Consider the following 19,298-nt stretch of genomic DNA (forward strand, 5'->3'; position numbering starts at 1 on the left):
CGCTCAGCCCTTCAGGTGGTCGAGGTCCTGGACGTTGATCGACGCCCGGTTGCGGAACAGCACCACGATGATGGCAAGGCCGATGGCCGATTCCGCCGCCGCCACGGTGAGCACGAAAAACACGAAGACCTGACCTGCAATGTCGTGCAGGAAATGCGAGAAGGCGACGAAGTTCATGTTCACCGCCAGCAGCAGCAGTTCCACCGACATCAGCAGGATGATCATGTTCTTGCGGTTGATGAAAATGCCGAACATGCCGAGCGCGAACAAAATGGCGCCCAGCACCAGATAGTCGGTGAGCGTGACCATGCAGTCTTACCTGTCCTTTGCCGAGTCGTCTTCGCCACCCTCACCACGGGGCAGGTCCAGCAGGTGCATGCGCCCGCGTGGAGTAATGTGAACCTGCGCCGAGGGCGAAATGTATTTGCTGGCGCGCACGCCGCGGAAGGTCAGACCAATGGCCGCCACCATGCCAATCAGCAGAATCACGGCGGCAATCTCGAACGGATAGGCGTATTCGGTGTAGAGCACGGCGGCGATTGCCTGCACATTGCTGACACCGGCGGCATCCGGCAATGGCGGCCGCGCCAGGGCCGTGTCGAGCTGGCCGGTACCGTAGACCAGCACCATCTCGAACACGATCAGCAGCGTCACCGCCAGCCCCAGCGGCAGATGGCTGCCGAAGCCCTCGCGCAACTCGGCCCGGTCGACATCCAGCATCATCACCACGAACAGCCACAGCACCATCACCGCGCCGACGTAGACAAGCACCAAGGCAATGGCCAGGAATTCCGCCTCCAGGATCAGCCACAGGCCGGCGCAGGTAAAAAACGCCAGCACCAGGAACAGCACCGCGCGCACGGCATTGCGCACGCTGACCACCATTCCGGCCGCGAAAACCAGAATCGCCGACAGAAGATAAAAAACAAACTTCTCAGTACCCATGACAGCCGCCGCGAATGGATGAAGTGCTCAGCGGTACGCGGCATCGGCCGCGCGGTCGGCGGCGATCTGCGCTTCCATGCGGTCGCCGATGGCCAACAGGGTCGATTTGTCATAGACCCGCTCGGCGTTCTCTTCCATGTGGAAATGATTGAAGCGCGTCAGCACGATGGAATCGACTGGGCACGCCTCCTCGCAAAAGCCGCAATAAATGCACTTGAACATGTCGATGTCGTAGCGCGTGGTGCGGCGGGTGCCGTCCGCGCGCGGTTCGGACTCGATGGTGATCGCCAGGGCCGGGCATACCGCCTCGCACAGCTTGCAGGCGATGCAGCGCTCCTCGCCATTCGGGTAGCGGCGCAGCGCATGCAGGCCGCGAAAGCGCGGCGACAGCGGGGTTTTCTCCTCCGGAAACTGCACCGTGATCTTCGGCTTGAAAAAGTGACGCAGGGTCACGCCAAGCCCGGACAGCAGTTCGAGCAGCAGCAGACTCTTGAAGTACTGGGCAACGCGGGTCATGACATGCCCTCAGTTGAACCACGGCGGCAGGCGGTACAGCACGGCCGTCGACACCACCACCAGCCAGACGATGGTGATCGGAATGAAGACTTTCCAGCCCAGACGCATGATCTGGTCATAGCGGTAGCGCGGGAAGGTGGCGCGGAACCACAGGAAGCAGAACAGCAGGAAGGCGACCTTGGCGATCAGCCACAGCGGCCCCGGCACCCAGGCAAACGCGCCTTCTAGCAGCGGGATGCCCTGGAACGGCGACAGCCAGCCGCCCAGGAACATGGTGGCCGCCAGGGTCGAGACCAGGATCATGTTGGCGTATTCGGCCAGGAAGAACACCGCGAAGCTCATGCCGGAATACTCGACATGAAAGCCGGCGACGATTTCCGACTCGCCCTCGGCGACATCGAACGGCGCGCGGTTGGTCTCCGCCACCGCCGATATGAAATAGATGACGGCGATCGGCAGCAGCGGCAGCCAGAACCAGGTCAGCAGGTTGCCGTTCTGGGCCAGCACGATCTTTTGCAGGTTCAGGCTGCCGGCGGCGATCAGCACCACCACGATGGCAAAGCCCATGGCGATTTCATACGCCACGATCTGCGCCGCCGAGCGCATGGCGCCGAGGAAGGCGTAGCGGGAATTGGACGCCCAGCCGGCCAGGATCACCCCGTACACGCCCATGGACGTGATGGCCAGCACGTACAACAGGCCGACGTCGATATCGGCGATGACCAGGCCCTCACCGAAGGGCACCACCGCCCAGGCGCCCAGCGCCGGGCCGATGACCAGCACCGGTGCCAGGTAGAACAGGAACGGATTGGCCCGCATCGGCACAATCACTTCCTTGGTCAGGAGCTTGAGCGCGTCGGCGATCGGCTGCAGCCAGCCGCGCGGCCCGACCCGGTTGGGCCCGATGCGCAGCTGCATGTAGCCGATCACCTTGCGTTCGGCGAAGGTCAGCCAGGCCACCGATACCAGCACCGGTACCAGCACCACGCCGATCTTGAGCAGGTTCCACAGCAGCAGTTGCAGCGGTTCGGGCACCGCCTGCCACAGCAGCGTCAGCTGTTCCACCATCACACCCGCTCCAGCGTGAGCGGCCCGTAGGCCGTACCCAGACCCTGCGTGCCTGCGAGCCCGGACGGGATGTATGCCGTACCGTCCGCGACCCGCGCATCCACGGCCAGCGGCAGTTCGAGCACCGCTTCGCCCTGGCGCACGCGCAGCCGGTCCCCGGCGGCAAAGCCCAGGCGCCGGCATTCGGGCTCGTTCAGATACACCGCCGCGGCCGGCAGGTCCGCGCGCTGCTGCAGGGCGCCGGCCCGGCGCACCAGTGCATCGCTGCGGTAACAAGGCCAGTCACCGATGCGGGTCAGGCCACCGCCACCGGCAGGCCACGCGACGGCTGCAGGATCAGCCGTTGCTGCCGGGAAGTCGACCGCCTCAACCGCTGCCTGTACTTCGGCGCGCACGGCGGCCACATCGTCGTGTTCGAAGCCCGGCAGGTCCAGCAGATTGGCCAGCACACGCAGGATCTTCCAGCCAGGGCGCGCCTCACCCGGCGGCTTTAGCGCGCCCTCGAAGGACTGCCAGCGTCCCTCGCCGTTGACGAAGCTGCCACCGGTTTCGGTGAAGGCCGCCAGCGGCAGGATGACGTCGGCATAGCCGCGCATGGCATCGGTCACGAACGGGCTAAGCACCACCACGCATTGGGCCGCGTCGAGTGCCGCCAGCGCGGCGCCGCCGTCGGCGCAATCGAACTCCGGCTCGAAGCCGGCCAGCAGGTAGGCACGCAGGTGCTGTTCCAGCATGGCGCGGGCATTCAACCCACCCTGTTGCAGGTGAGCGCCGCCGACGCGCCGATGCGGAACCGCACCGGCCAGCCAGGCACCCGCGCCGTTGCCACCGGGGCTGGTTTCCGCCAGCGTGCCGCGGGCGAGTTCCGCGATGAGGGCCGCCAGGGCGCGCAATGCGCCGTAGAAAGGGCTTGCAAGCGCTTGATCTCCAAGGAGGATCAGAGCGCCCGGCTGCTGCTTGAGAGCGCTGACAAGCTCGCGCTGCCAAGGCGTGGCGACCATGCCGGCGAGGCGCCCGCTCCAGCTGGCAGGAATACCCGCCCCGTCCAGCAGCGCCACTGCGATGCCGGCCAGTTCGGCCACCATCGCGGCCGGATCGCACACCGCCACGCCGCGCAGCGGGTAGTTGAAGTCGTAGTCGTAGCTGCTGATCGCAAAGCCGGCGGCGCCGCGCTTGACCACGGCCTTGCGCAGGCGCGTGTTCAGCAGCGGCTGGTCCTTGCGCAGGTTGCTGCCGACCAGCAGGAACGCTGGTACCTGTTCCAGGCTGGCTATCGGCGGCAGCGCCGGGTGGCGGGGCAGCGCGGCATCGGCGCTGAAATCCGATTGCCGCAGGCGATGATCCACGTTATTGGAGCCGAGTGCCCGCATCAGCTTCTGGGCCAGATACAGCTCTTCGGTGGTCAGGGTCGGCGCCAGCAGGGCGCCCAGATGCCCGGGCCCATATTCCTTGAGCACAGCCTGCAGGCCTTCCGCGGCGGCGGCGAGCGCCTCCTGCCAGCTCACTTCCTGCCAGGCGTCGCCCTTGCGCAGCAACGGCTGGCGCAATCGGTCGGGACTGCCGAGGCCAAGGTAGGAATAGCGATCGCGGTCCGACAGCCAGATTTCATTGACCGCCTCGTTGGCGCGCGGCAAGAAGCGCTTCACGACGCCATTGGCGACGTTGATTTCGAGGTTGCTGCCGACGCAATCGTGCGGGCTCACGCCCGGCCGGCGCTCCAGCTCCCAGGCGCGGGCCGTGAAGCGGTACGGCTTGTTGGTGAGCGCGCCCACCGGGCACAGGTCGACCACGTTGCCGGACAGCTCCGACTCCACCGCGCGCTGGATGTAGGTACCGATGCGCATGAACTCGCCGCGCCCGGTGGCACCCAGCTCCTTCACGCCGGCGATCTCCTCGCCGAAGCGCACGCAGCGCGTGCAGTGGATGCAGCGCGTCATCTCGGTCTGGATCAGCGGCCCGACATCCTTGTCGTCGACCACGCGCTTGGCTTCCGTGTAACGGGATTCCACCTTGCCGAAGCCCAGCGCCGTGTCCTGCAGCTGGCACTCGCCGCCCTCGTCGCAGATCGGGCAATCCAAGGGGTGGTTGATCAGCAGGAATTCCATCACCGCCCGCTGCGACTGCAGCGCCTTGGGCGACTTGGTGAACACCTTCATGCCTTCGGTCAGCGGCGTGGCGCAGGCCGGCACCGGCTTTGGCATTTTCTCGACTTCGACCAGGCACATGCGGCAGTTGGCCGCCACGCTGAGCTTGTCGTGGTAGCAGAAGCGCGGCACGGTGATGCCGGCCGCGTCGGCGGCCTGGATGATCATCTGGCCCTTGCGCGCCTGCAGCGCAACGCCGTTGATCTCGATATTCAGCAGATCGTCGCTCATGGGGCTTTCTTCTGTGCGCCGACTCAGGCGGCCACGCCCAGCCGGTCCGCGACCAGGCTGCGCTTGTGTTCGATGTAGTAGGCAAATTCGTGCCGGAAGTGCCGCAGCATGCCCTGCACCGGCATGGCGGCGGCGTCGCCCAGGGCACAGATGGTGCGTCCGGCGATGTTACCGGCCACGCTTTCCAGCAGCTCCAGGTCCTCCGGCCGGCCATTGCCCTCGACGATGCGCGTCACCACCCGGTACAGCCAGCCGGTGCCCTCGCGGCACGGCGTGCACTGGCCGCAGGATTCGGCGAAGTAAAAGCGCGAGATGCGCTGCAGCATGCGCACCATGTCGGTGGTCTCGTCCATCACCACCACCGCGCCGGAGCCCAGCAGCGAGCCGGCCTTGGCGATGGAGTCGTAATCCATGTTCGCTTCCAGCATCGTCGCCGCCGGCAACACCGGCACCGACGAGCCGCCCGGGATGACGGCCTTCAGTTCCCGCCCCTGCCAGACACCGCCGGCCAGCGCCAGCAGATCCTTGAACGGGGTGCCGAGGCGAATCTCGTAGTTGCCGGGTTTCTCGACATGCCCGGAGACCGAGAAAATCTTGCTGCCGCCGGCCTTCTCGACGCCCAGACCCGCGAACCAGGCTGCGCCCTTGCGCAGGATGGCCGGCACCGAAGCCAGGGATTCCACGTTGTTGATGGTGGTCGGCCGGCCGTACAGGCCAACCGCCGCAGGAAACGGCGGCTTGAAGCGCGGCTGGCCCTTCTTGCCCTCCAGCGACTCCAGCAGCGCTGTTTCCTCACCGCAGATGTAGGCGCCGGCGCCGAGCGTGCCGTACAGGTCGCAGTCCACGCCCGAGCCCTGGATACCGCGTCCCAGCAAACCGGCCGCGTAGGCTTCCCCGAGCGCCGTCTCGAAGCGGTGGAAAACCTCGTCCATCCACTCGCCACGCAGGTAGCAGTAGCCGACCGTCGCGCCCATGGCATACGCACCGATGGCCATGCCCTCGATCAGCGCATGCGGGTTGAAGCGAATGATGTCCCGGTCCTTGCAGGTGCCCGGCTCGGATTCGTCGGCGTTGCAGACCAGGTATTTCTGGCCGGGCGCATTGCGCGGCATGAACGACCACTTCAGACCCGTCGGGAATCCCGCGCCGCCGCGGCCGCGCAGGCCCGAGGCCTTGACTTCCTCGATCACCTGCTCGGGAGTGAGTTCCCCGGCCAGGATGCGCCGCCAGGCGCTGTAGCCGCCCAGGCGCACGTAGGTGTCGAACGACCATGGCTCGGGCTCGCCCAGGGTCTCGAAACAGACTTTGACTTCCGCCGTCATGGTGTCAGTCCAGCGCGTCCAGGATTTGATCGACCCGCTGCGGCGTCAGATGCTCGTGGTAGACGTGATCCACCTGCATCATCGGCGCGCCGCAGCAGCCGGCCAGGCACTCTTCCTCCGGCTTCAGATAGAACTTGCCGTCCGGCGTGCTCTGACCGAGCTTCACGCCGAGCCTGCGCTCGACATGCGCCACGATGTCGTCGGCGCCGCGCAGCATGCACGAGATGTTGGTGCAGACCGAAATCGAATGGCGGCCGACCGGCTTGGTCTCGAACATCGAGTAGAAGCTCGCCACCTCGTACACGTCCATGGCTTCCAGTTGCAGGTACCCGGCCACCGCATCCATCAGCTCGACGGTGAGGTAACCGCCGTTCTCGTGCTGCACCTCGCGCAACGCCGCCAGCACCGCCGAGCGTTTCTGATCGGCCGGGAACTTCGCCACCCAGTGATCGATTTCGTGGCGGGCGTGTTCCGAAAGAATGCCCTGATACGGCTGTGTCATCGGTCGATCTCGCCAAACACGATGTCCAGGGTGGCGATGATGGCCACCAGGTCCGCCAGCATGTGGCCGCGCACCATCTCGTCGATGGCCGCCAGGTGCGGGAAACCCGGCGCGCGCAGCTTGACCCGATAGGGCTTGTTCGAGCCGTCGGCAATCATGTACACGCCAAACTCGCCCTTGGGCGCCTCCACCGCGGCATATACCTCGCCCTGCGGCACGGCGTAGCCCTCGGTGAAAAGCTTGAAGTGGTGGATCAGGGCCTCCATGTCGGCCTTCATTTCGGTGCGCGACGGCGGCGTGATCTTGTGATCGGCGAGCATCACCGGCCCGGGATTGGCGCGCAGCCAGTCCACGCACTGGCGGATGATGCGGTTGGACTGGCGCATCTCGGCCACGCGCACCAGATACCGATCGTAGCAGTCGCCGTTGACGCCCACCGGGACCTGAAAGTCCAGCTCGTTGTAGACCTCGTACGGCTGCTTGCGCCGCAGATCCCAGGCCACACCGGAGCCGCGCAGCATGGGGCCGGTGAAGCCCAGTTGCCGCGCCCGCTCGGGACTGACCACGCCGATGCCGACCGTGCGCTGCTTCCAGATGCGGTTGTTGGTGAGCAGGGACTCGTAGTCGTCGACGCAGCCGGGGAAGCGCTCGGTGAAGGCCTCGATGAAATCCAGCAGGCTGCCCTCGCGGTCGCGATTGATGGCCTTGATGGCTTTCTCGTCGCGCCATTTGGAGGTTTCGTACTTCGCCATGCTGTCCGGCAGGTCGCGGTACACGCCGCCGGGGCGGTAGTAGGTCGCGTGCATGCGCGCGCCGGAGACCGCCTCGTAGCAGTCCATCAGGTCCTCGCGCTCGCGAAAGCAGTACAGGAACACCGTCATGGCGCCCATGTCGAGCGCATGGGCGCCCAACCACATCAGGTGATTCAGGACGCGCGTGATCTCGTCGAACAGCACGCGGATGTACTGCGCGCGTATCGGCGGCTCGATGCCCAGCAGCTTCTCGATAGCCAGCACGTAGGCGTGCTCGTTGCACATCATGGACACGTAATCGAGCCGGTCCATGTAGCCGATGGAATGGTTGTACGGCTTGCTCTCGGCCAGCTTTTCGGTGCCCCGATGCAGCAGGCCGATGTGCGGGTCGGCGCGCTGCACCACCTCGCCGTCCATTTCCAGCACCAGGCGCAGCACGCCGTGGGCGGCCGGATGCTGCGGCCCGAAGTTCATCGTGTAGTTGCGGATCTCGGCCATGTCGCCCTACCCGGCCGGGTGTTCGTAGCGGAAATCGTCGCGCCGCACGCGCGGCACGCTGATGCGATTCTCGATGCTCACCGGCTCGTACACCACGCGGCCCTGCTGCGCGTCGTAGCGCATCTCGACCTCGCCGTTGAGCGGAAAATCCTTGCGCAGCGGATGACCGACGAAGCCATAGTCGGTGAGGATGCGCCGCAGGTCCGGATGGCCGTCGAAGACGATGCCCAACAGATCGAAGGCCTCGCGCTCGAACCAGTTGGCCGCCGGCCACACGTCGATGACCGAAGCGACCAGCGGGAATTCGTCGTCCAGATAGGCGCGCACGCGCAGCCGGGCGTTTTGCGTGGTGGACAGCAGGTGGTAGACGACCGCGAACCTGGGCCGTGTGGCATCCGGTTCCTGCGGAAAGTCGCTGTAGTCCACGCCGCAGACGTCGATCAGCTGATCGAAGGCCAGATCGGGCGTGTCGCGCAGCGTCCGGCAGACGGCCTCCACCGCCTCGGCGGGGATCTTCAGCGTGATCTGGTCGGCGGCGCCGACACTGGCCTGACCGCAAGCCTCACCCAGGGTTTCGCGCAGGCGCACCAGCAGATTGTCGGCCCGGATGCTCATGGCTCAGCGGGCGATGGTGTGAGTGCGGCGAATCTTGTTCTGCAGCTGGATCAGCCCGAACAGCAACGCCTCCGCCGTCGGCGGACAGCCTGGCACGTAGACGTCTACCGGCACGATCCGGTCGCAGCCGCGCACCACGGCGTAGGAGTAGTGGTAGTACCCGCCGCCGTTGGCGCAGGACCCCATCGACAGCACCCAGCGCGGCTCGGCCATCTGGTCGTACACCTTGCGCAGCGCGGGGGCCATCTTGTTGACCAGCGTGCCGGCCACAATCATCAGGTCCGACTGGCGCGGACTGGGGCGAAAGATGATGCCGAAGCGGTCGAGGTCATAGCGCGACGCACCGGCCTGCATCATCTCCACGGCGCAGCAGGCCAGTCCGAAGGTCACCGGCCACAGGGAGCCGGTCTTGCTCCAGTTGACCACCTGATCGACGGTGGTGGTCAGAAAGCCCCGCTCGCCGAGTGCCTCTACTCCCATTCGAGCGCCCCTTTCTTCCACTCGTAGATGAAGCCGACCACCAACAGGCCCAGGAACAGCATCATGGCCAGAAAACCGAAGCCGCCGACCAGGCCCTGCTTGAGGCCCACCGCCCACGGAAACAGGAAGGCCACTTCCAGATCGAAGATGATGAACAGGATGGCCACCAGGTAGTAGCGCACGTCGAACTTCATGCGAGCGTCTTCGAAAGCCTCGAAGCCGCACTCGTAGGGCGCGTTCTTTTGCTTGTCGGGCCGGTTGGGGCCAATGAAGCGCCCGGCCAGGATGGCGATGGCCCCGATGGCCACGCCGACTGCCAGCAGCAGGGCGATGGGCAGGTATTGCAGCAACATGCGTGAGGAATCCTGATCCTTGGCTCGCGACAGTGGTTGTTGTTCGGAATTCTGCTGGCGCCCCGCTGGCGGGACGCGTCAAACATCTGGTGCCGATGGTCGGACTCGAACCGACACGACTTGCGTCACCACCCCCTCAAGATGGCGTGTCTACCAATTCCACCACATCGGCCGAATCACTTGGCGGGCGTCGAAGGCGCCTGTGCCGGAGCAGCCCCGTCGCCAGCCGGTGCCGGTGCTGTCGGCACGGCCGGCTGGCTCACCGGCGCGGGCGCCAGTTTATCAGTAACGCTCGCCGGTCCGCTGGCGTGCGCGCCCAGATAGGCCAGCACCAGACTGGTCAGAAACAGGGCCGTTGCCAGCCAGCCGGTCAGGCGGGTCAGGAACGAACCGGCGCCGCGACTGCCAAACACCGTCTGCGAGGCACCGCTGCCGAAGGCCGCGCCCGCCTCGGCGCCCTGCCCCTGCTGGATCAGCACCAGTCCGACCAGCGCCAGGCAGATCGCCACATGAACCACGAGCAGAACCATCATCATCGGGGAAGTGCCGCCTTGCAAATGGAAAGAAACTGGTCGGCCACCAGACTGGCACCGCCAATGAGACCGCCGTCCACGTCCGGCTGCGCGAACAGCCCAGCCGCATTATCCGGCTTCACGCTGCCGCCATAAAGCAGCGTGGGTGTCCGCCCGCCGCGACTGACCCGATCGCGGATGAAGCGGTGCGACGCCTGCGCCTGCTCGGGCGTCGCCACCCGCCCGGTGCCAATGGCCCACACGGGCTCGTAGGCAATTACCGCGCCGGCGAGCGCCTCATCACCGCACAGCTCGAGCACCGCGTCGATCTGGGCGGCCAGCACGGCCTCGGTCGCATTCGCCTCGCGCTCGGCCAGATGCTCACCCACGCACAGGATCGGCACCAGTCCGTGACTGACCGCGGCGCGGAATTTTTGCGCCACCAGGGCGTTGTCCTCGCCATAAAGACTGCGCCGCTCGGAGTGTCCGACGATGACATACCGACAACCGACATCGCCCAGCATCGGCCCGGACACTTCGCCGGTGTAGGCGCCGGACGCCTCCACCGCCAGGTTCTGCGCGCCCAGGAAAATCCCGCTTCCGGCCAACAAGTGTGCGGCCTGCATGAGGTACGGATAAGGTGGGCAAACTGCCACATCAATCCGGGCCAACGCCGGCATGCCCGCTTTCAGCGCGCCCAGCAGCTCGTTCACCTGCGCCCGACTGGCGTGCATTTTCCAGTTACCGACCACCAGTGAACGGGACATCGATGCTCGGCAATCCGGCTGCGGAAAAGGCGCGCATGGTACTGGCGCGCCAGCCCCGAATCAAACCGGCACGCGGCTTTGACGGGTCAGTTGGCCTGTGCCATGGCCGCCCGCAACTGCGCCGCGATATGCTCGCTCAGCGCCTCCACCTGCACTGCGTCCTGGCTCTCCACCATCACCCGCACCAACGGCTCGGTGCCAGACTTGCGAAGCAGCACCCGTCCTCGCCCATCGAGGCTCGCCCGGGCTTCCTCGATGGCCTGCTGCACCCGCTGCGAGCGGTCCGGATCGAAGCCGGCCACCAGCGGCACGTTCACCAGCCGCTGCGGGTACTTGGTCATGAAGCGCTTCAGCTCCGCCAGTGGTCGGCCGGTGGCGCGCAGCACCGACAATACCTGCAAGGCGGTTACCAGGCCATCGCCGGTGCTGGTGCGGTCCAGACAAATCAGGTGACCGGAGGTTTCGCCACCGAGCAGCCAGCCGCGCGCCCGCAACTGCTCCATGACATAGCGGTCACCGACCTGCGCCCGATCGAAGGCAATGCCGGCGTCCAGCAGCGCACGCTCCAGGCCGAAATTGCTCATCTGCGTGCCGACCACACCGCCACCGAGCGTACCTGCCGCCTGACGGGCCAGCGCCAGCAGCCCCAGAATCTCGTCGCCGTCCACCAGCTCACCGGTGGCATCCACCATCAGCAGCCGATCGGCATCGCCGTCGAGCGCCACGCCCAGGTCCGCGCCCTGCGCCAGCACTTCGCGCTGCAGCGCGGCCGGCGCCGTGGTACCGCAATCGCAATTGATGTTGAAGCCATCCGGACTGACGCCGATGGCCGTCACGCTGGCACCCAGCTCCCGGAACACCGCCGGCGCGACCTGGTACGCGGCGCCGTGGGCGGCATCCACGACGATTTTCAGTCCCCGCAGATCGGTGTGATCCGGCAGGGCCCGCTTGCAGAACTCGATATAGCGCCCCCCCGCATCCACCGCCCGACGCGCCTTGCCGATCTGGGTCGGCGGCACCATTTCCAGGGGCTGCTCCAGGCAGGCCTCGATCTGGGCCTCCAGCGTATCCGGAAGCTTCTCGCCACTGGCCGAGAACAACTTGATGCCATTGTCGGCGTAGGGGTTGTGCGAGGCGCTGATGACGACGCCGGCCCGCGCATGGAAGGTGCGAGTCAGGTAGGCCACGGCCGGCGTCGGCATCGGCCCCAGCAGCAGACAGTCCATGCCTGCCGCCGACAGGCCGGCTTCCAGAGCCGATTCGAGCATGTACCCGGACACGCGCGTGTCCTTGCCCACCACCACCGTGCCACGGCCTTCCCGGCGCAGCACCGCGCCGACCGCCCAGCCCAGACGGAGCACGAAATCCGGCGTGAAGAACCCTTTCCCGACCGTGCCGCGCACCCCGTCGGTGCCGAAATAGCGTCGTTCAGCCATGATCCCCTCCTTGTACGGCCTCCAGCATGGCCAGCGCCTGCACGGTAGGTTCGACATCGTGCACGCGCAGCAACCGGGCGCCGCGCTCGGCTGCCAAAAGGGCCAGCGCGATGCTGCCGCCCAGCCGGTTCGTCACCGCCGCGCCGGTCAGGGCCCCGATCAATGACTTGCGCGACAGGCCGACCACCATTGGCAAGCCCGCCTGCGCCAGCCGCGGCAGGCCGCGCAACAGAGCCAGGTTGTGTTGGGCGGTCTTGCCGAAACCGAATCCGGGATCGAGCAGCAACTGCCGCCGTGCGATACCGGCCCGCTCGCAGGCGGCCACCCGCTCCTCCAGAAATTCGGCCACCTCGGCCACCACGTCCACATACCGCGGCGCCTGCTGCATCGTGCCGGGCTCGCCCTGCATGTGCATGAGCACGACCGGCACGCCAAGATCGGCCGCGGCTTGCAGGGCGCCTGGCTCGCGCAGCGCCGCCACATCGTTGATCAGGCCGGCGCCAGCGGCGACCGCCGCGCGCATCACCTGCGCATGGCGGGTGTCGATCGAAATGGGCACCCGAAGCTGCGGTGCCAGGCACTCGATGACCGGCAGCACCCGCTGCAGTTGCTCATCGACCGACACCCGGGCCGCACCGGGGCGTGTCGATTCCCCGCCGATGTCGATCAGCGCCGCGCCGGCCGCCTGCAGGGCAATCGCCCGCGCGCAGGCGGCCTGGACATTGCTCCCCAGACCATCGCCCGAGAACGAGTCGGGCGTCAGGTTCAGCACACCCATCACCGCCGGACGTGACAGGTCCAGCGGCTTGCCAGCGCAATCCAAGAGCATGCGATTCAGGCAGGCACGCAAGCCAACCGCGGCCGGCGCCGGTGGGCGCTAAGGCAGGCTCGGGGCGCCGTCCGCGCCGGGTTCCGCGGCCGGTGCCGGCGGCGGCGCCGGCCGATCGCTGGCCTGCGGAACGACCACGCGCGGCGGGCGGCCGGCCATTATGTCGTCGATCTGGTCCTTGTCGATGGTCTCGAAACGTATCAGCGCATCCGCCATCGCGTGCAGGGTATCCAGACGCGCGGTCAGGATTTCCTTGGCCCTGGCGTAGTTGCGCTCCAGGATGGCGCGGATTTCCTCGTCGATGGCCGCGGCCGTCTCGTCCGACACGTTCTTGTGCTGGGTCACGCTGCGGCCCAGGAACACCTCGCCCTCGTCCTCCTCGAAGGTCATCGGCCCCAGGCGCGCCGACATGCCCCAGCGAGTCACCATGTTGCGGGCGATCTCGGTGGTGCGCTTGATGTCGTTGGACGCGCCGGTGGTCACCGCCTGCGGCCCGAAGATCAGCTCCTCGGCGATGCGCCCGCCGTACAGGCTGCAGATCTGGCTCTCCAGGCGCTCGCGGCTGAGGCTGTAGCGGTCTTCCTCGGGCAGGAACATGGTCACGCCCAGCGCCCGGCCGCGCGGGATGATGCTGACCTTGTAGACCGGGTCGTGCGAGGGCACCGACAGGCCGACGATGGCATGGCCAGCCTCGTGGTAGGCGGTCAAGCGCTTCTCGTCCTCGTTCATGACCATCGAGCGGCGCTCGACACCCATCATGATCTTGTCCTTGGCACGGTCGAAGTCGTCCTGGTCCACGACCCGCTTGTTGAAACGCGCCGCGAACAGGGCCGCCTCGTTGACCAGATTGGCCAGATCGGCGCCCGAGAAACCGGGCGTGCCACGGGCCACTACCTCGGGATCCACGTCGCTGGCCAGCGGTACCTTCTTCATGTGGACTTTCAGAATCTGCGTGCGGCCGACGATGTCCGGCAGCGGCACGACGACCTGCCGGTCGAAGCGGCCGGGCCGCAACAGGGCCGGGTCGAGCACGTCCGGACGGTTGGTGGCCGCAATGACGATGACGCCTTCGTTGCCCTCGAAGCCGTCCATCTCGACCAGCAACTGGTTCAGGGTCTGCTCGCGCTCGTCATGCCCACCGCCCAGGCCCGCACCGCGGTGCCGGCCGACGGCGTCGATCTCGTCGATGAAGATGATGCACGGCGCGTGCTTTTTGGCCTGCTCGAACATGTCCCGCACGCGGGATGCACCGACGCCTACGAACAGCTCCACGAAGTCCGAGCCCGAGATGGTGAAGAACGGCACCTTGGCCTCGCCGGCAATCGCCCGCGCCAGCAGGGTCTTGCCGGTGCCGGGTGAGCCGACCATCAGCACGCCGCGCGGAATGCGGCCACCCAGGCGCTGGAACTTGGACGGGTCGCGCAGGAACTCGACCAGTTCGTGGACCTCTTCCTTGGCCTCGTCGACACCGGCCACGTCGGCAAACGTGACCCGCACCTGATCCTCCGTCAGCATGCGCGCCCGGCTCTTGCCGAATGGCATCACGCCGCCCTTGCCGCCGGGACCGCCCTGCATCTGGCGCATGAAGAACACCCACACGCCGATCAGCAGCAGCATCGGGAACCACGAGATGAACACCTGCATCAGCAGCGACTGGCGGTCCGGCGCCGCCACCTCGATGCCGACATTGTTGGCCAGCAGGTCGTCGATCATGTGCGGGTCTTCGGGCGTGTAGACGACGAATTTCTCGCCGCCCTTGGTCACGCCCCGCACGGCGCCCTGCTCGATGACCACGCGGTCCACCTGATTGCCCTTCACCTCGGCGATGAACTGCGAGTAATCCAGCGTGCGCTCGGTGGCCCGTTGCGGACCGAAGCTGTTGAACACGGCCATCAGCACCAGCGCCACCACGACCCAGAGGATGACGTTGCGGGACATTGAATTCACGTAGCGAATCTCCGGTCGCGGCGGTTATTGCGGGGTTATCGGCAGCATACCGCGGCCGATCAGGTAGTGCTCGCGGCTGCGGTCGCGCGAGGCGTCGGGCTTGCGCACCAGTACCTGCTCGAAATGCTCGGCAAATACCGCCCGAAGCCCCTGGCTGCCCGCGCCCTCGAAGCATTTGACCAGCAGTGCTCCGCGCGGTTTCAGCACCCGACCGGCAAAGTCCAGCGCCAGCTCGGCCAGGTGCAGCGCCGCCGGCTGATCGACATCGCGCACACCACTCAGATTGGGCGCCATGTCGGACATTACAAGGTCGGCGCCGTCCGGCAGCAGGCCGAGCATGTGCTCCAGCACCGCAGCGTCCCCAAAATCGCCCAGGATGAACTGAACACCCGGCAGCGGCGCCATGTCCAGCAGGTCGACCGCCAGCACCCGGCCGCGCGGCCCGACGATGGTGCTCGCCACCTGCGACCAGCCACCCGGCGCCGCGCCCAGATCGACCACCGTCGCGCCCGGCTGCAGCAGGCGATCGCGCCGGTTGATCTCCAGCAGCTTGAAGCTGGCCCGCGAGCGGTAGCCCTGCGCCTGCGCCTGGCGCACGTAGGGATCGGCAACGTGCTGCTGCAGCCAGCGGCGGCTGGAGCCGCGCCCGCTCAAGGCCGGATCACCGCGGGCGCGGCGCTAGCGATACTCGACGGCCAGGATTTCATAGACCTGCTCGCCGCCCGGTGCCGGTACCAGTACCTGATCGCCCACCTCGCGGCCGATCATGGCGCGCGCCAGGGGCGCCCGGAACGACAGCCGGCCCTGTTTGATATCGGCCTCGTCCATGCCGACCACCTGGTAGGTGACTTCCTCGTCGGTGTCGACGTTGACCAGCGTAACCGTTGCGCCGAACACCACCTTGCCGCCGGCCGCCAGCTTCGCCGGGTCGATCACCTCGGCGCGGCCCAGGCGATCCTCGATTTCGCTGATGCGGCCCTCGATGAAACCCTGCTGGTCCTTGGCCGCGTGGTACTCGGCGTTTTCCTTCAGGTCGCCGTGGGCGCGCGCCTCGGCGATGGCGGCGATAACGCGTGGGCGCTGCACGGATTTGAGGTCTTCGAGTTCGCGCCGCAGCTGCTCGGCGCCGCGGGCGGTAATGGGTTCACGGGTCATGTTGGTCTCAGTTCGATATGCAGTTGGCGCAGGCTCTCGACGCGAATCTCGCGCCCGCTTTGCAGCGCAAGGCAGGTGGCGCGCGCGCCGGCCAGCGTGGTGGTGTGCGGCACCTTGAAACGCAGCGCCGCGGCGCGAATGGCGAACGAATCGGCGATTGCCTGCTTGCCCTCGGTCGTGTTCAGGATGAACGCAATCTCGCCGTTGGTGATCATGTCCACGATGTGTGGTCGGCCTTCCTTGACCTTGTTGACCACGCCGCAGGGAATGCCGGCGTCGATCAGCAGCTCGGCCGTACCGCGCGTGGCCACCAGTTCGAAGCCGAACTGTCGCAGGTCCGCCGCCACCTGAACCAGCAGCGGCGTCTTGTCGGCCTGACGCACGCTGATGAAGGCACGCCCGCCGGTCGGCAGCGGGTTGCTGGAGGCCAGCTGCGCCTTGCCATAGGCCTCGCCAAAACTGCGGCCGATGCCCATCACCTCGCCGGTGGATTTCATCTCCGGCCCCAGGATGATGTCCACACCGGGGAACTTGGCAAACGGGAACACCGCTTCCTTGACCGAGTAATACGGTGGCAGCACCTCGTGATCATGGCCCTGCTCGGCCAGACCGATGCCGACCATGCAGCGCGCCGCCACCTTGGCCAGCGGCACTGCGGTGGCCTTGGACACGAACGGCACCGTGCGCGACGCGCGCGGGTTCACCTCCAGCAGGTACACATCGCCGTTCTTGACCGCGAACTGGATGTTCATCAGACCGACCACGCCCAATTCGTGCGCCAGCAGCACGGTCTGGCGGCGCATCTGGTCCACCACCTCGGGCGCCAGGCTGTAGGGCGGCAGGCAGCAGGCCGAATCGCCGGAATGCACGCCGGCCTGTTCGATGTGTTCCATCACGCCGCCGATGACGACATCCTTGCCGTCGCACACGGCGTCGACGTCGACTTCCAGCGCGTCATCCAGAAAACGGTCCAGCAACACCGGTGAGGCGGCCGACACGTGCTCGGCGTTGCGCATGTAGGCGCGCAGGCCGTCCTCGTCGTAGACGATTTCCATCGCCCGCCCGCCCAGCACGTAGGACGGGCGCATCACCAGTGGGTAGCCGATCTGCCCGGCGGCGGCGAGTGCCTGTTCCAGGCTGGCGGCCATGCGGTTGTCCGGCTGCAGCAGGCCAAGCTTGTCGACCACCTGCTGGAAGCGTTCGCGGTCCTCGGCGCGGTCGATGGCGTCCGGCGTGGTGCCGATGATCGGCGCACCGGCGGCCAGCAGCGCCCGGGCGAGCTTCAGCGGCGTCTGGCCGCCAAACTGCACGATGACCCCGACCGGCTGCTCGACGCGCACGACTTCGAGCACGTCCTCCAGCGTGAGGGGCTCGAAATACAGCCGGTCGGCGGTGTCGTAGTCGGTGGACACCGTCTCCGGGTTGCAGTTGACCATGATGGTCTCGTAACCGGCCTCGCGCAGCGCCAGCGCCGCGTGCACGCAGCAGTAGTCGAACTCGATGCCCTGGCCGATGCGGTTCGGGCCGCCGCCCAGAATCATCACCTTGCGCCGATCGGTCGGCTGCGCCTCGCACTCCTGCTCGTAGGTGGAATACAGATACGCGGTGGCGGCCGGGAACTCGGCGGCGCAGGAATCGACCCGCTTGTAGACCGGCAGCACGCCCAGCTGCCGGCGGCGCTGGCGCACGGCATCCTCGCTGGCCCCGAGCAGGCTCGCGAGGCGACTGTCGGCAAAACCCATGCGCTTCCAGGCGCGCAGCGTGACGGCCGCCGTGGCCGCAAGACTCGCGTCGGCGATGACCGCCTCGGTCTGCACCAGCTCGGCCAGTTGATCCAGAAACCACGGGTCGATGCCGGTCAGGGTCTGAACTTCGTCCAGCGTCAGTCCGCAGCGGAACGCGTCGCCGATGTAGCGGATGCGGTCGGCGCCGGGCACGCGCAGGCGCTGGCGCAGCCGGTCCATGGCGTCCGGCGCTGCGCAGTCCAGCAGCGGTGTCAGGCCGTCGATGCCGGTTTCCAGTCCGCGCAGCGCCTTTTGCAGCGACTCCTGAAAGGTCCGGCCGATGGCCATGACCTCGCCCACGGACTTCATCTGCGTGGTCAGCGTGGCATCGGCCTGCGGAAACTTCTCGAAGTTGAACCGCGGCACCTTGGTGACCACGTAATCGATGGTCGGCTCGAACGAGGCCGGCGTGGCGCCGCCGGTGATGTCGTTCTTGAGTTCGTCGAGCGTGTAGCCGACCGCCAGCTTGGCGGCCACCTTGGCGATCGGAAAGCCGGTCGCCTTGGAGGCCAGCGCCGACGAGCGCGACACGCGCGGGTTCATCTCGATCACCACCAGCTTGCCATCCTTCGGGTTGACGGCGAACTGCACGTTCGAGCCCCCGGTCTCGACACCGATCTCGCGCAGCACGGCGATCGAGGCGTCGCGCATGAGCTGGTATTCGCGGTCGGTCAGAGTCTGCGCCGGCGCGACGGTGATCGAGTCACCGGTGTGCACGCCCATGGCGTCGAAATTCTCGATCGAGCAGACGATGATGCAGTTGTCGTTGCGGTCGCGCACCACCTCCATCTCGAACTCTTTCCAGCCGATGATCGACTCCTCGATCAGCAGCTCGCCGGTCGGCGACAGATCCAGGCCACGCTCGCAGATGGCGACGAATTCCTCGCGGTTCCAGGCCACGCCGCCACCGCTGCCGCCCATCGTGAACGACGGCCGGATAATGGTCGGAAAGCCGATCTGTGCCTGCACCTGAATGGCTTCTTCCATGCTGTGGGCCAGCGCCGAGCGCGGCGTGCCCAGGCCGATGCGGCGCATGGCCTCGCGAAAGCGCTCGCGGTCCTCGGCCTTGTCGATGGCGTCGCGAGTGGCGCCGATCATCTGCACGCCGAATTTTTCGAGCACGCCCTCACGGGCCAGGTCGAGCGCACAGTTCAGGGCCGTCTGGCCGCCCATGGTCGGCAGCAGCGCCTGCGGGCGCTCGCGCTCGATGATCTTCTCCACCACCTGCCAGGTGACCGGCTCGATGTAGATGGCATCCGCCATGTCCGGGTCGGTCATGATGGTGGCCGGGTTCGAGTTGACCAGCACCACCCGGTAGCCTTCCTCGCGCAGCGCCTTGCAGGCCTGCGCGCCGGAGTAGTCGAACTCGCAGGCCTGGCCGATCACGATCGGCCCGGCGCCGATGATCAGGATGGTCTGGATGTCGGTACGTTTGGGCACGG

At 66.8% G+C, this 19,298-nt stretch carries 19 protein-coding genes and 1 tRNA gene; all 20 read right to left on the minus strand.

The genetic code is table 11. The features are described from left to right. Nucleotides 1-3: 3 nt before the first annotated feature. Nucleotides 4-309, minus strand: coding sequence for an NADH-quinone oxidoreductase subunit NuoK (gene nuoK / locus H5U26_RS08165; RefSeq protein WP_068802810.1), 306 nt, complete (start codon nucleotides 307-309; stop codon nucleotides 4-6). A gap of 6 nt (nucleotides 310-315) precedes the next feature. After that, on the minus strand, nucleotides 316-945 hold the full coding sequence (locus tag H5U26_RS08170) for an NADH-quinone oxidoreductase subunit J (RefSeq protein WP_290618503.1): 630 nt from the start codon (nucleotides 943-945) through the stop codon (nucleotides 316-318). Nucleotides 946-972: 27 nt separating this feature from the next. Further along, nucleotides 973-1,461: an NADH-quinone oxidoreductase subunit NuoI gene (nuoI, locus tag H5U26_RS08175; RefSeq protein ID WP_290618505.1), complete on the minus strand. Its 489-nt coding sequence runs from the start codon at nucleotides 1,459-1,461 to the stop codon at nucleotides 973-975. A 9-nt stretch (nucleotides 1,462-1,470) separates the two neighbouring features. Then, complete coding sequence (gene nuoH / locus H5U26_RS08180) at nucleotides 1,471-2,529, minus strand: NADH-quinone oxidoreductase subunit NuoH (RefSeq protein ID WP_290618507.1); 1,059 nt, start codon at nucleotides 2,527-2,529, stop codon at nucleotides 1,471-1,473. Beyond that, a complete protein-coding gene (nuoG, locus tag H5U26_RS08185) occupies nucleotides 2,529-4,904 on the minus strand; it encodes an NADH-quinone oxidoreductase subunit NuoG (protein ID WP_290618509.1) in 2,376 nt (791 codons plus the stop codon). The genes nuoH and nuoG overlap by 1 nt, the downstream gene beginning before the upstream one ends. A gap of 23 nt (nucleotides 4,905-4,927) precedes the next feature. Continuing rightward, nucleotides 4,928-6,226 (minus strand): NADH-quinone oxidoreductase subunit NuoF, encoded by a 1,299-nt coding sequence (gene nuoF, locus H5U26_RS08190; protein ID WP_290618511.1) that lies wholly within the window; start codon nucleotides 6,224-6,226, stop codon nucleotides 4,928-4,930. Between the two features lie 4 nt (nucleotides 6,227-6,230). Then, nucleotides 6,231-6,728 (minus strand): NAD(P)H-dependent oxidoreductase subunit E, encoded by a 498-nt coding sequence (locus tag H5U26_RS08195; protein ID WP_290618513.1) that lies wholly within the window; start codon nucleotides 6,726-6,728, stop codon nucleotides 6,231-6,233. Then, on the minus strand, nucleotides 6,725-7,978 hold the full coding sequence (locus H5U26_RS08200) for an NADH-quinone oxidoreductase subunit D (protein ID WP_290618515.1): 1,254 nt from the start codon (nucleotides 7,976-7,978) through the stop codon (nucleotides 6,725-6,727). Before H5U26_RS08200 ends, H5U26_RS08195 begins: the two co-directional genes overlap by 4 nt. Nucleotides 7,979-7,984: 6 nt before the next feature. After that, nucleotides 7,985-8,593 carry an NADH-quinone oxidoreductase subunit C gene (locus H5U26_RS08205; RefSeq protein WP_290618516.1) on the minus strand — a complete coding sequence of 203 codons (609 nt, stop codon included), beginning with the start codon at nucleotides 8,591-8,593 and terminating at the stop codon, nucleotides 7,985-7,987. A 3-nt stretch (nucleotides 8,594-8,596) separates the two neighbouring features. Next, nucleotides 8,597-9,073, minus strand: coding sequence for an NADH-quinone oxidoreductase subunit B (locus H5U26_RS08210; RefSeq protein ID WP_290618518.1), 477 nt, complete (start codon nucleotides 9,071-9,073; stop codon nucleotides 8,597-8,599). Then, entirely contained in the window at nucleotides 9,064-9,426 is a 363-nt protein-coding gene (locus tag H5U26_RS08215) for an NADH-quinone oxidoreductase subunit A (protein WP_068802820.1), read from the minus strand. The genes H5U26_RS08210 and H5U26_RS08215 overlap by 10 nt, the downstream gene beginning before the upstream one ends. Before the next feature lie 87 nt (nucleotides 9,427-9,513). Further along, a tRNA-Leu gene (locus H5U26_RS08220) sits at nucleotides 9,514-9,598 on the minus strand. A 4-nt stretch (nucleotides 9,599-9,602) separates the two neighbouring features. Beyond that, a complete protein-coding gene (secG, locus tag H5U26_RS08225) occupies nucleotides 9,603-9,962 on the minus strand; it encodes a preprotein translocase subunit SecG (RefSeq protein ID WP_290618521.1) in 360 nt (119 codons plus the stop codon). Next, nucleotides 9,959-10,705, minus strand: a complete 747-nt coding sequence (gene tpiA / locus H5U26_RS08230) for a triose-phosphate isomerase (RefSeq protein ID WP_290618523.1) — start codon at nucleotides 10,703-10,705, stop codon at nucleotides 9,959-9,961. Before tpiA ends, secG begins: the two co-directional genes overlap by 4 nt. A gap of 86 nt (nucleotides 10,706-10,791) precedes the next feature. Further along, the gene (gene glmM / locus H5U26_RS08235) at nucleotides 10,792-12,141 is read right to left on the minus strand and encodes a phosphoglucosamine mutase (RefSeq protein ID WP_290618525.1); all 1,350 of its coding nucleotides are present in this window, start codon (nucleotides 12,139-12,141) and stop codon (nucleotides 10,792-10,794) included. Beyond that, a complete protein-coding gene (gene folP / locus H5U26_RS08240) occupies nucleotides 12,134-12,970 on the minus strand; it encodes a dihydropteroate synthase (RefSeq protein WP_290618527.1) in 837 nt (278 codons plus the stop codon). Before folP ends, glmM begins: the two co-directional genes overlap by 8 nt. A gap of 48 nt (nucleotides 12,971-13,018) precedes the next feature. Beyond that, on the minus strand, nucleotides 13,019-14,917 hold the full coding sequence (gene ftsH, locus H5U26_RS08245; RefSeq protein ID WP_366055917.1) for an ATP-dependent zinc metalloprotease FtsH: 1,899 nt from the start codon (nucleotides 14,915-14,917) through the stop codon (nucleotides 13,019-13,021). 24 nt (nucleotides 14,918-14,941) lie between these two features. Then, on the minus strand, nucleotides 14,942-15,571 hold the full coding sequence (locus H5U26_RS08250; protein WP_290618529.1) for an RlmE family RNA methyltransferase: 630 nt from the start codon (nucleotides 15,569-15,571) through the stop codon (nucleotides 14,942-14,944). 24 nt (nucleotides 15,572-15,595) lie between these two features. Next, nucleotides 15,596-16,072, minus strand: a complete 477-nt coding sequence (gene greA, locus H5U26_RS08255) for a transcription elongation factor GreA (RefSeq protein ID WP_290618530.1) — start codon at nucleotides 16,070-16,072, stop codon at nucleotides 15,596-15,598. Next, a complete protein-coding gene (carB, locus tag H5U26_RS08260) occupies nucleotides 16,069-19,296 on the minus strand; it encodes a carbamoyl-phosphate synthase large subunit (protein ID WP_290618532.1) in 3,228 nt (1,075 codons plus the stop codon). Before carB ends, greA begins: the two co-directional genes overlap by 4 nt. Nucleotides 19,297-19,298 lie beyond the last annotated feature (2 nt).

It is taken from the genome of Immundisolibacter sp. (assembly GCF_014359565.1).
In the GTDB taxonomy this organism is placed as follows: Bacteria; Pseudomonadota; Gammaproteobacteria; order Immundisolibacterales; family Immundisolibacteraceae; genus Immundisolibacter.

Coding starts and splice junctions, on each gene's coding strand:
- nuoK (WP_068802810.1), bottom strand. CDS start 309: ATGGTCACGCTCACCGACTATCTGGTGCTGGGCGCCATTTTGTTCGCG.
- H5U26_RS08170 (WP_290618503.1), bottom strand. CDS start 945: ATGGGTACTGAGAAGTTTGTTTTTTATCTTCTGTCGGCGATTCTGGTT.
- nuoI (WP_290618505.1), bottom strand. CDS start 1,461: ATGACCCGCGTTGCCCAGTACTTCAAGAGTCTGCTGCTGCTCGAACTG.
- nuoH (WP_290618507.1), bottom strand. CDS start 2,529: ATGGTGGAACAGCTGACGCTGCTGTGGCAGGCGGTGCCCGAACCGCTG.
- nuoG (WP_290618509.1), bottom strand. CDS start 4,904: ATGAGCGACGATCTGCTGAATATCGAGATCAACGGCGTTGCGCTGCAG.
- nuoF (WP_290618511.1), bottom strand. CDS start 6,226: ATGACGGCGGAAGTCAAAGTCTGTTTCGAGACCCTGGGCGAGCCCGAG.
- H5U26_RS08195 (WP_290618513.1), bottom strand. CDS start 6,728: ATGACACAGCCGTATCAGGGCATTCTTTCGGAACACGCCCGCCACGAA.
- H5U26_RS08200 (WP_290618515.1), bottom strand. CDS start 7,978: ATGGCCGAGATCCGCAACTACACGATGAACTTCGGGCCGCAGCATCCG.
- H5U26_RS08205 (WP_290618516.1), bottom strand. CDS start 8,593: ATGAGCATCCGGGCCGACAATCTGCTGGTGCGCCTGCGCGAAACCCTG.
- H5U26_RS08210 (WP_290618518.1), bottom strand. CDS start 9,073: ATGGGAGTAGAGGCACTCGGCGAGCGGGGCTTTCTGACCACCACCGTC.
- H5U26_RS08215 (WP_068802820.1), bottom strand. CDS start 9,426: ATGTTGCTGCAATACCTGCCCATCGCCCTGCTGCTGGCAGTCGGCGTG.
- secG (WP_290618521.1), bottom strand. CDS start 9,962: ATGATGATGGTTCTGCTCGTGGTTCATGTGGCGATCTGCCTGGCGCTG.
- tpiA (WP_290618523.1), bottom strand. CDS start 10,705: ATGTCCCGTTCACTGGTGGTCGGTAACTGGAAAATGCACGCCAGTCGG.
- glmM (WP_290618525.1), bottom strand. CDS start 12,141: ATGGCTGAACGACGCTATTTCGGCACCGACGGGGTGCGCGGCACGGTC.
- folP (WP_290618527.1), bottom strand. CDS start 12,970: ATGCTCTTGGATTGCGCTGGCAAGCCGCTGGACCTGTCACGTCCGGCG.
- greA (WP_290618530.1), bottom strand. CDS start 16,072: ATGACCCGTGAACCCATTACCGCCCGCGGCGCCGAGCAGCTGCGGCGC.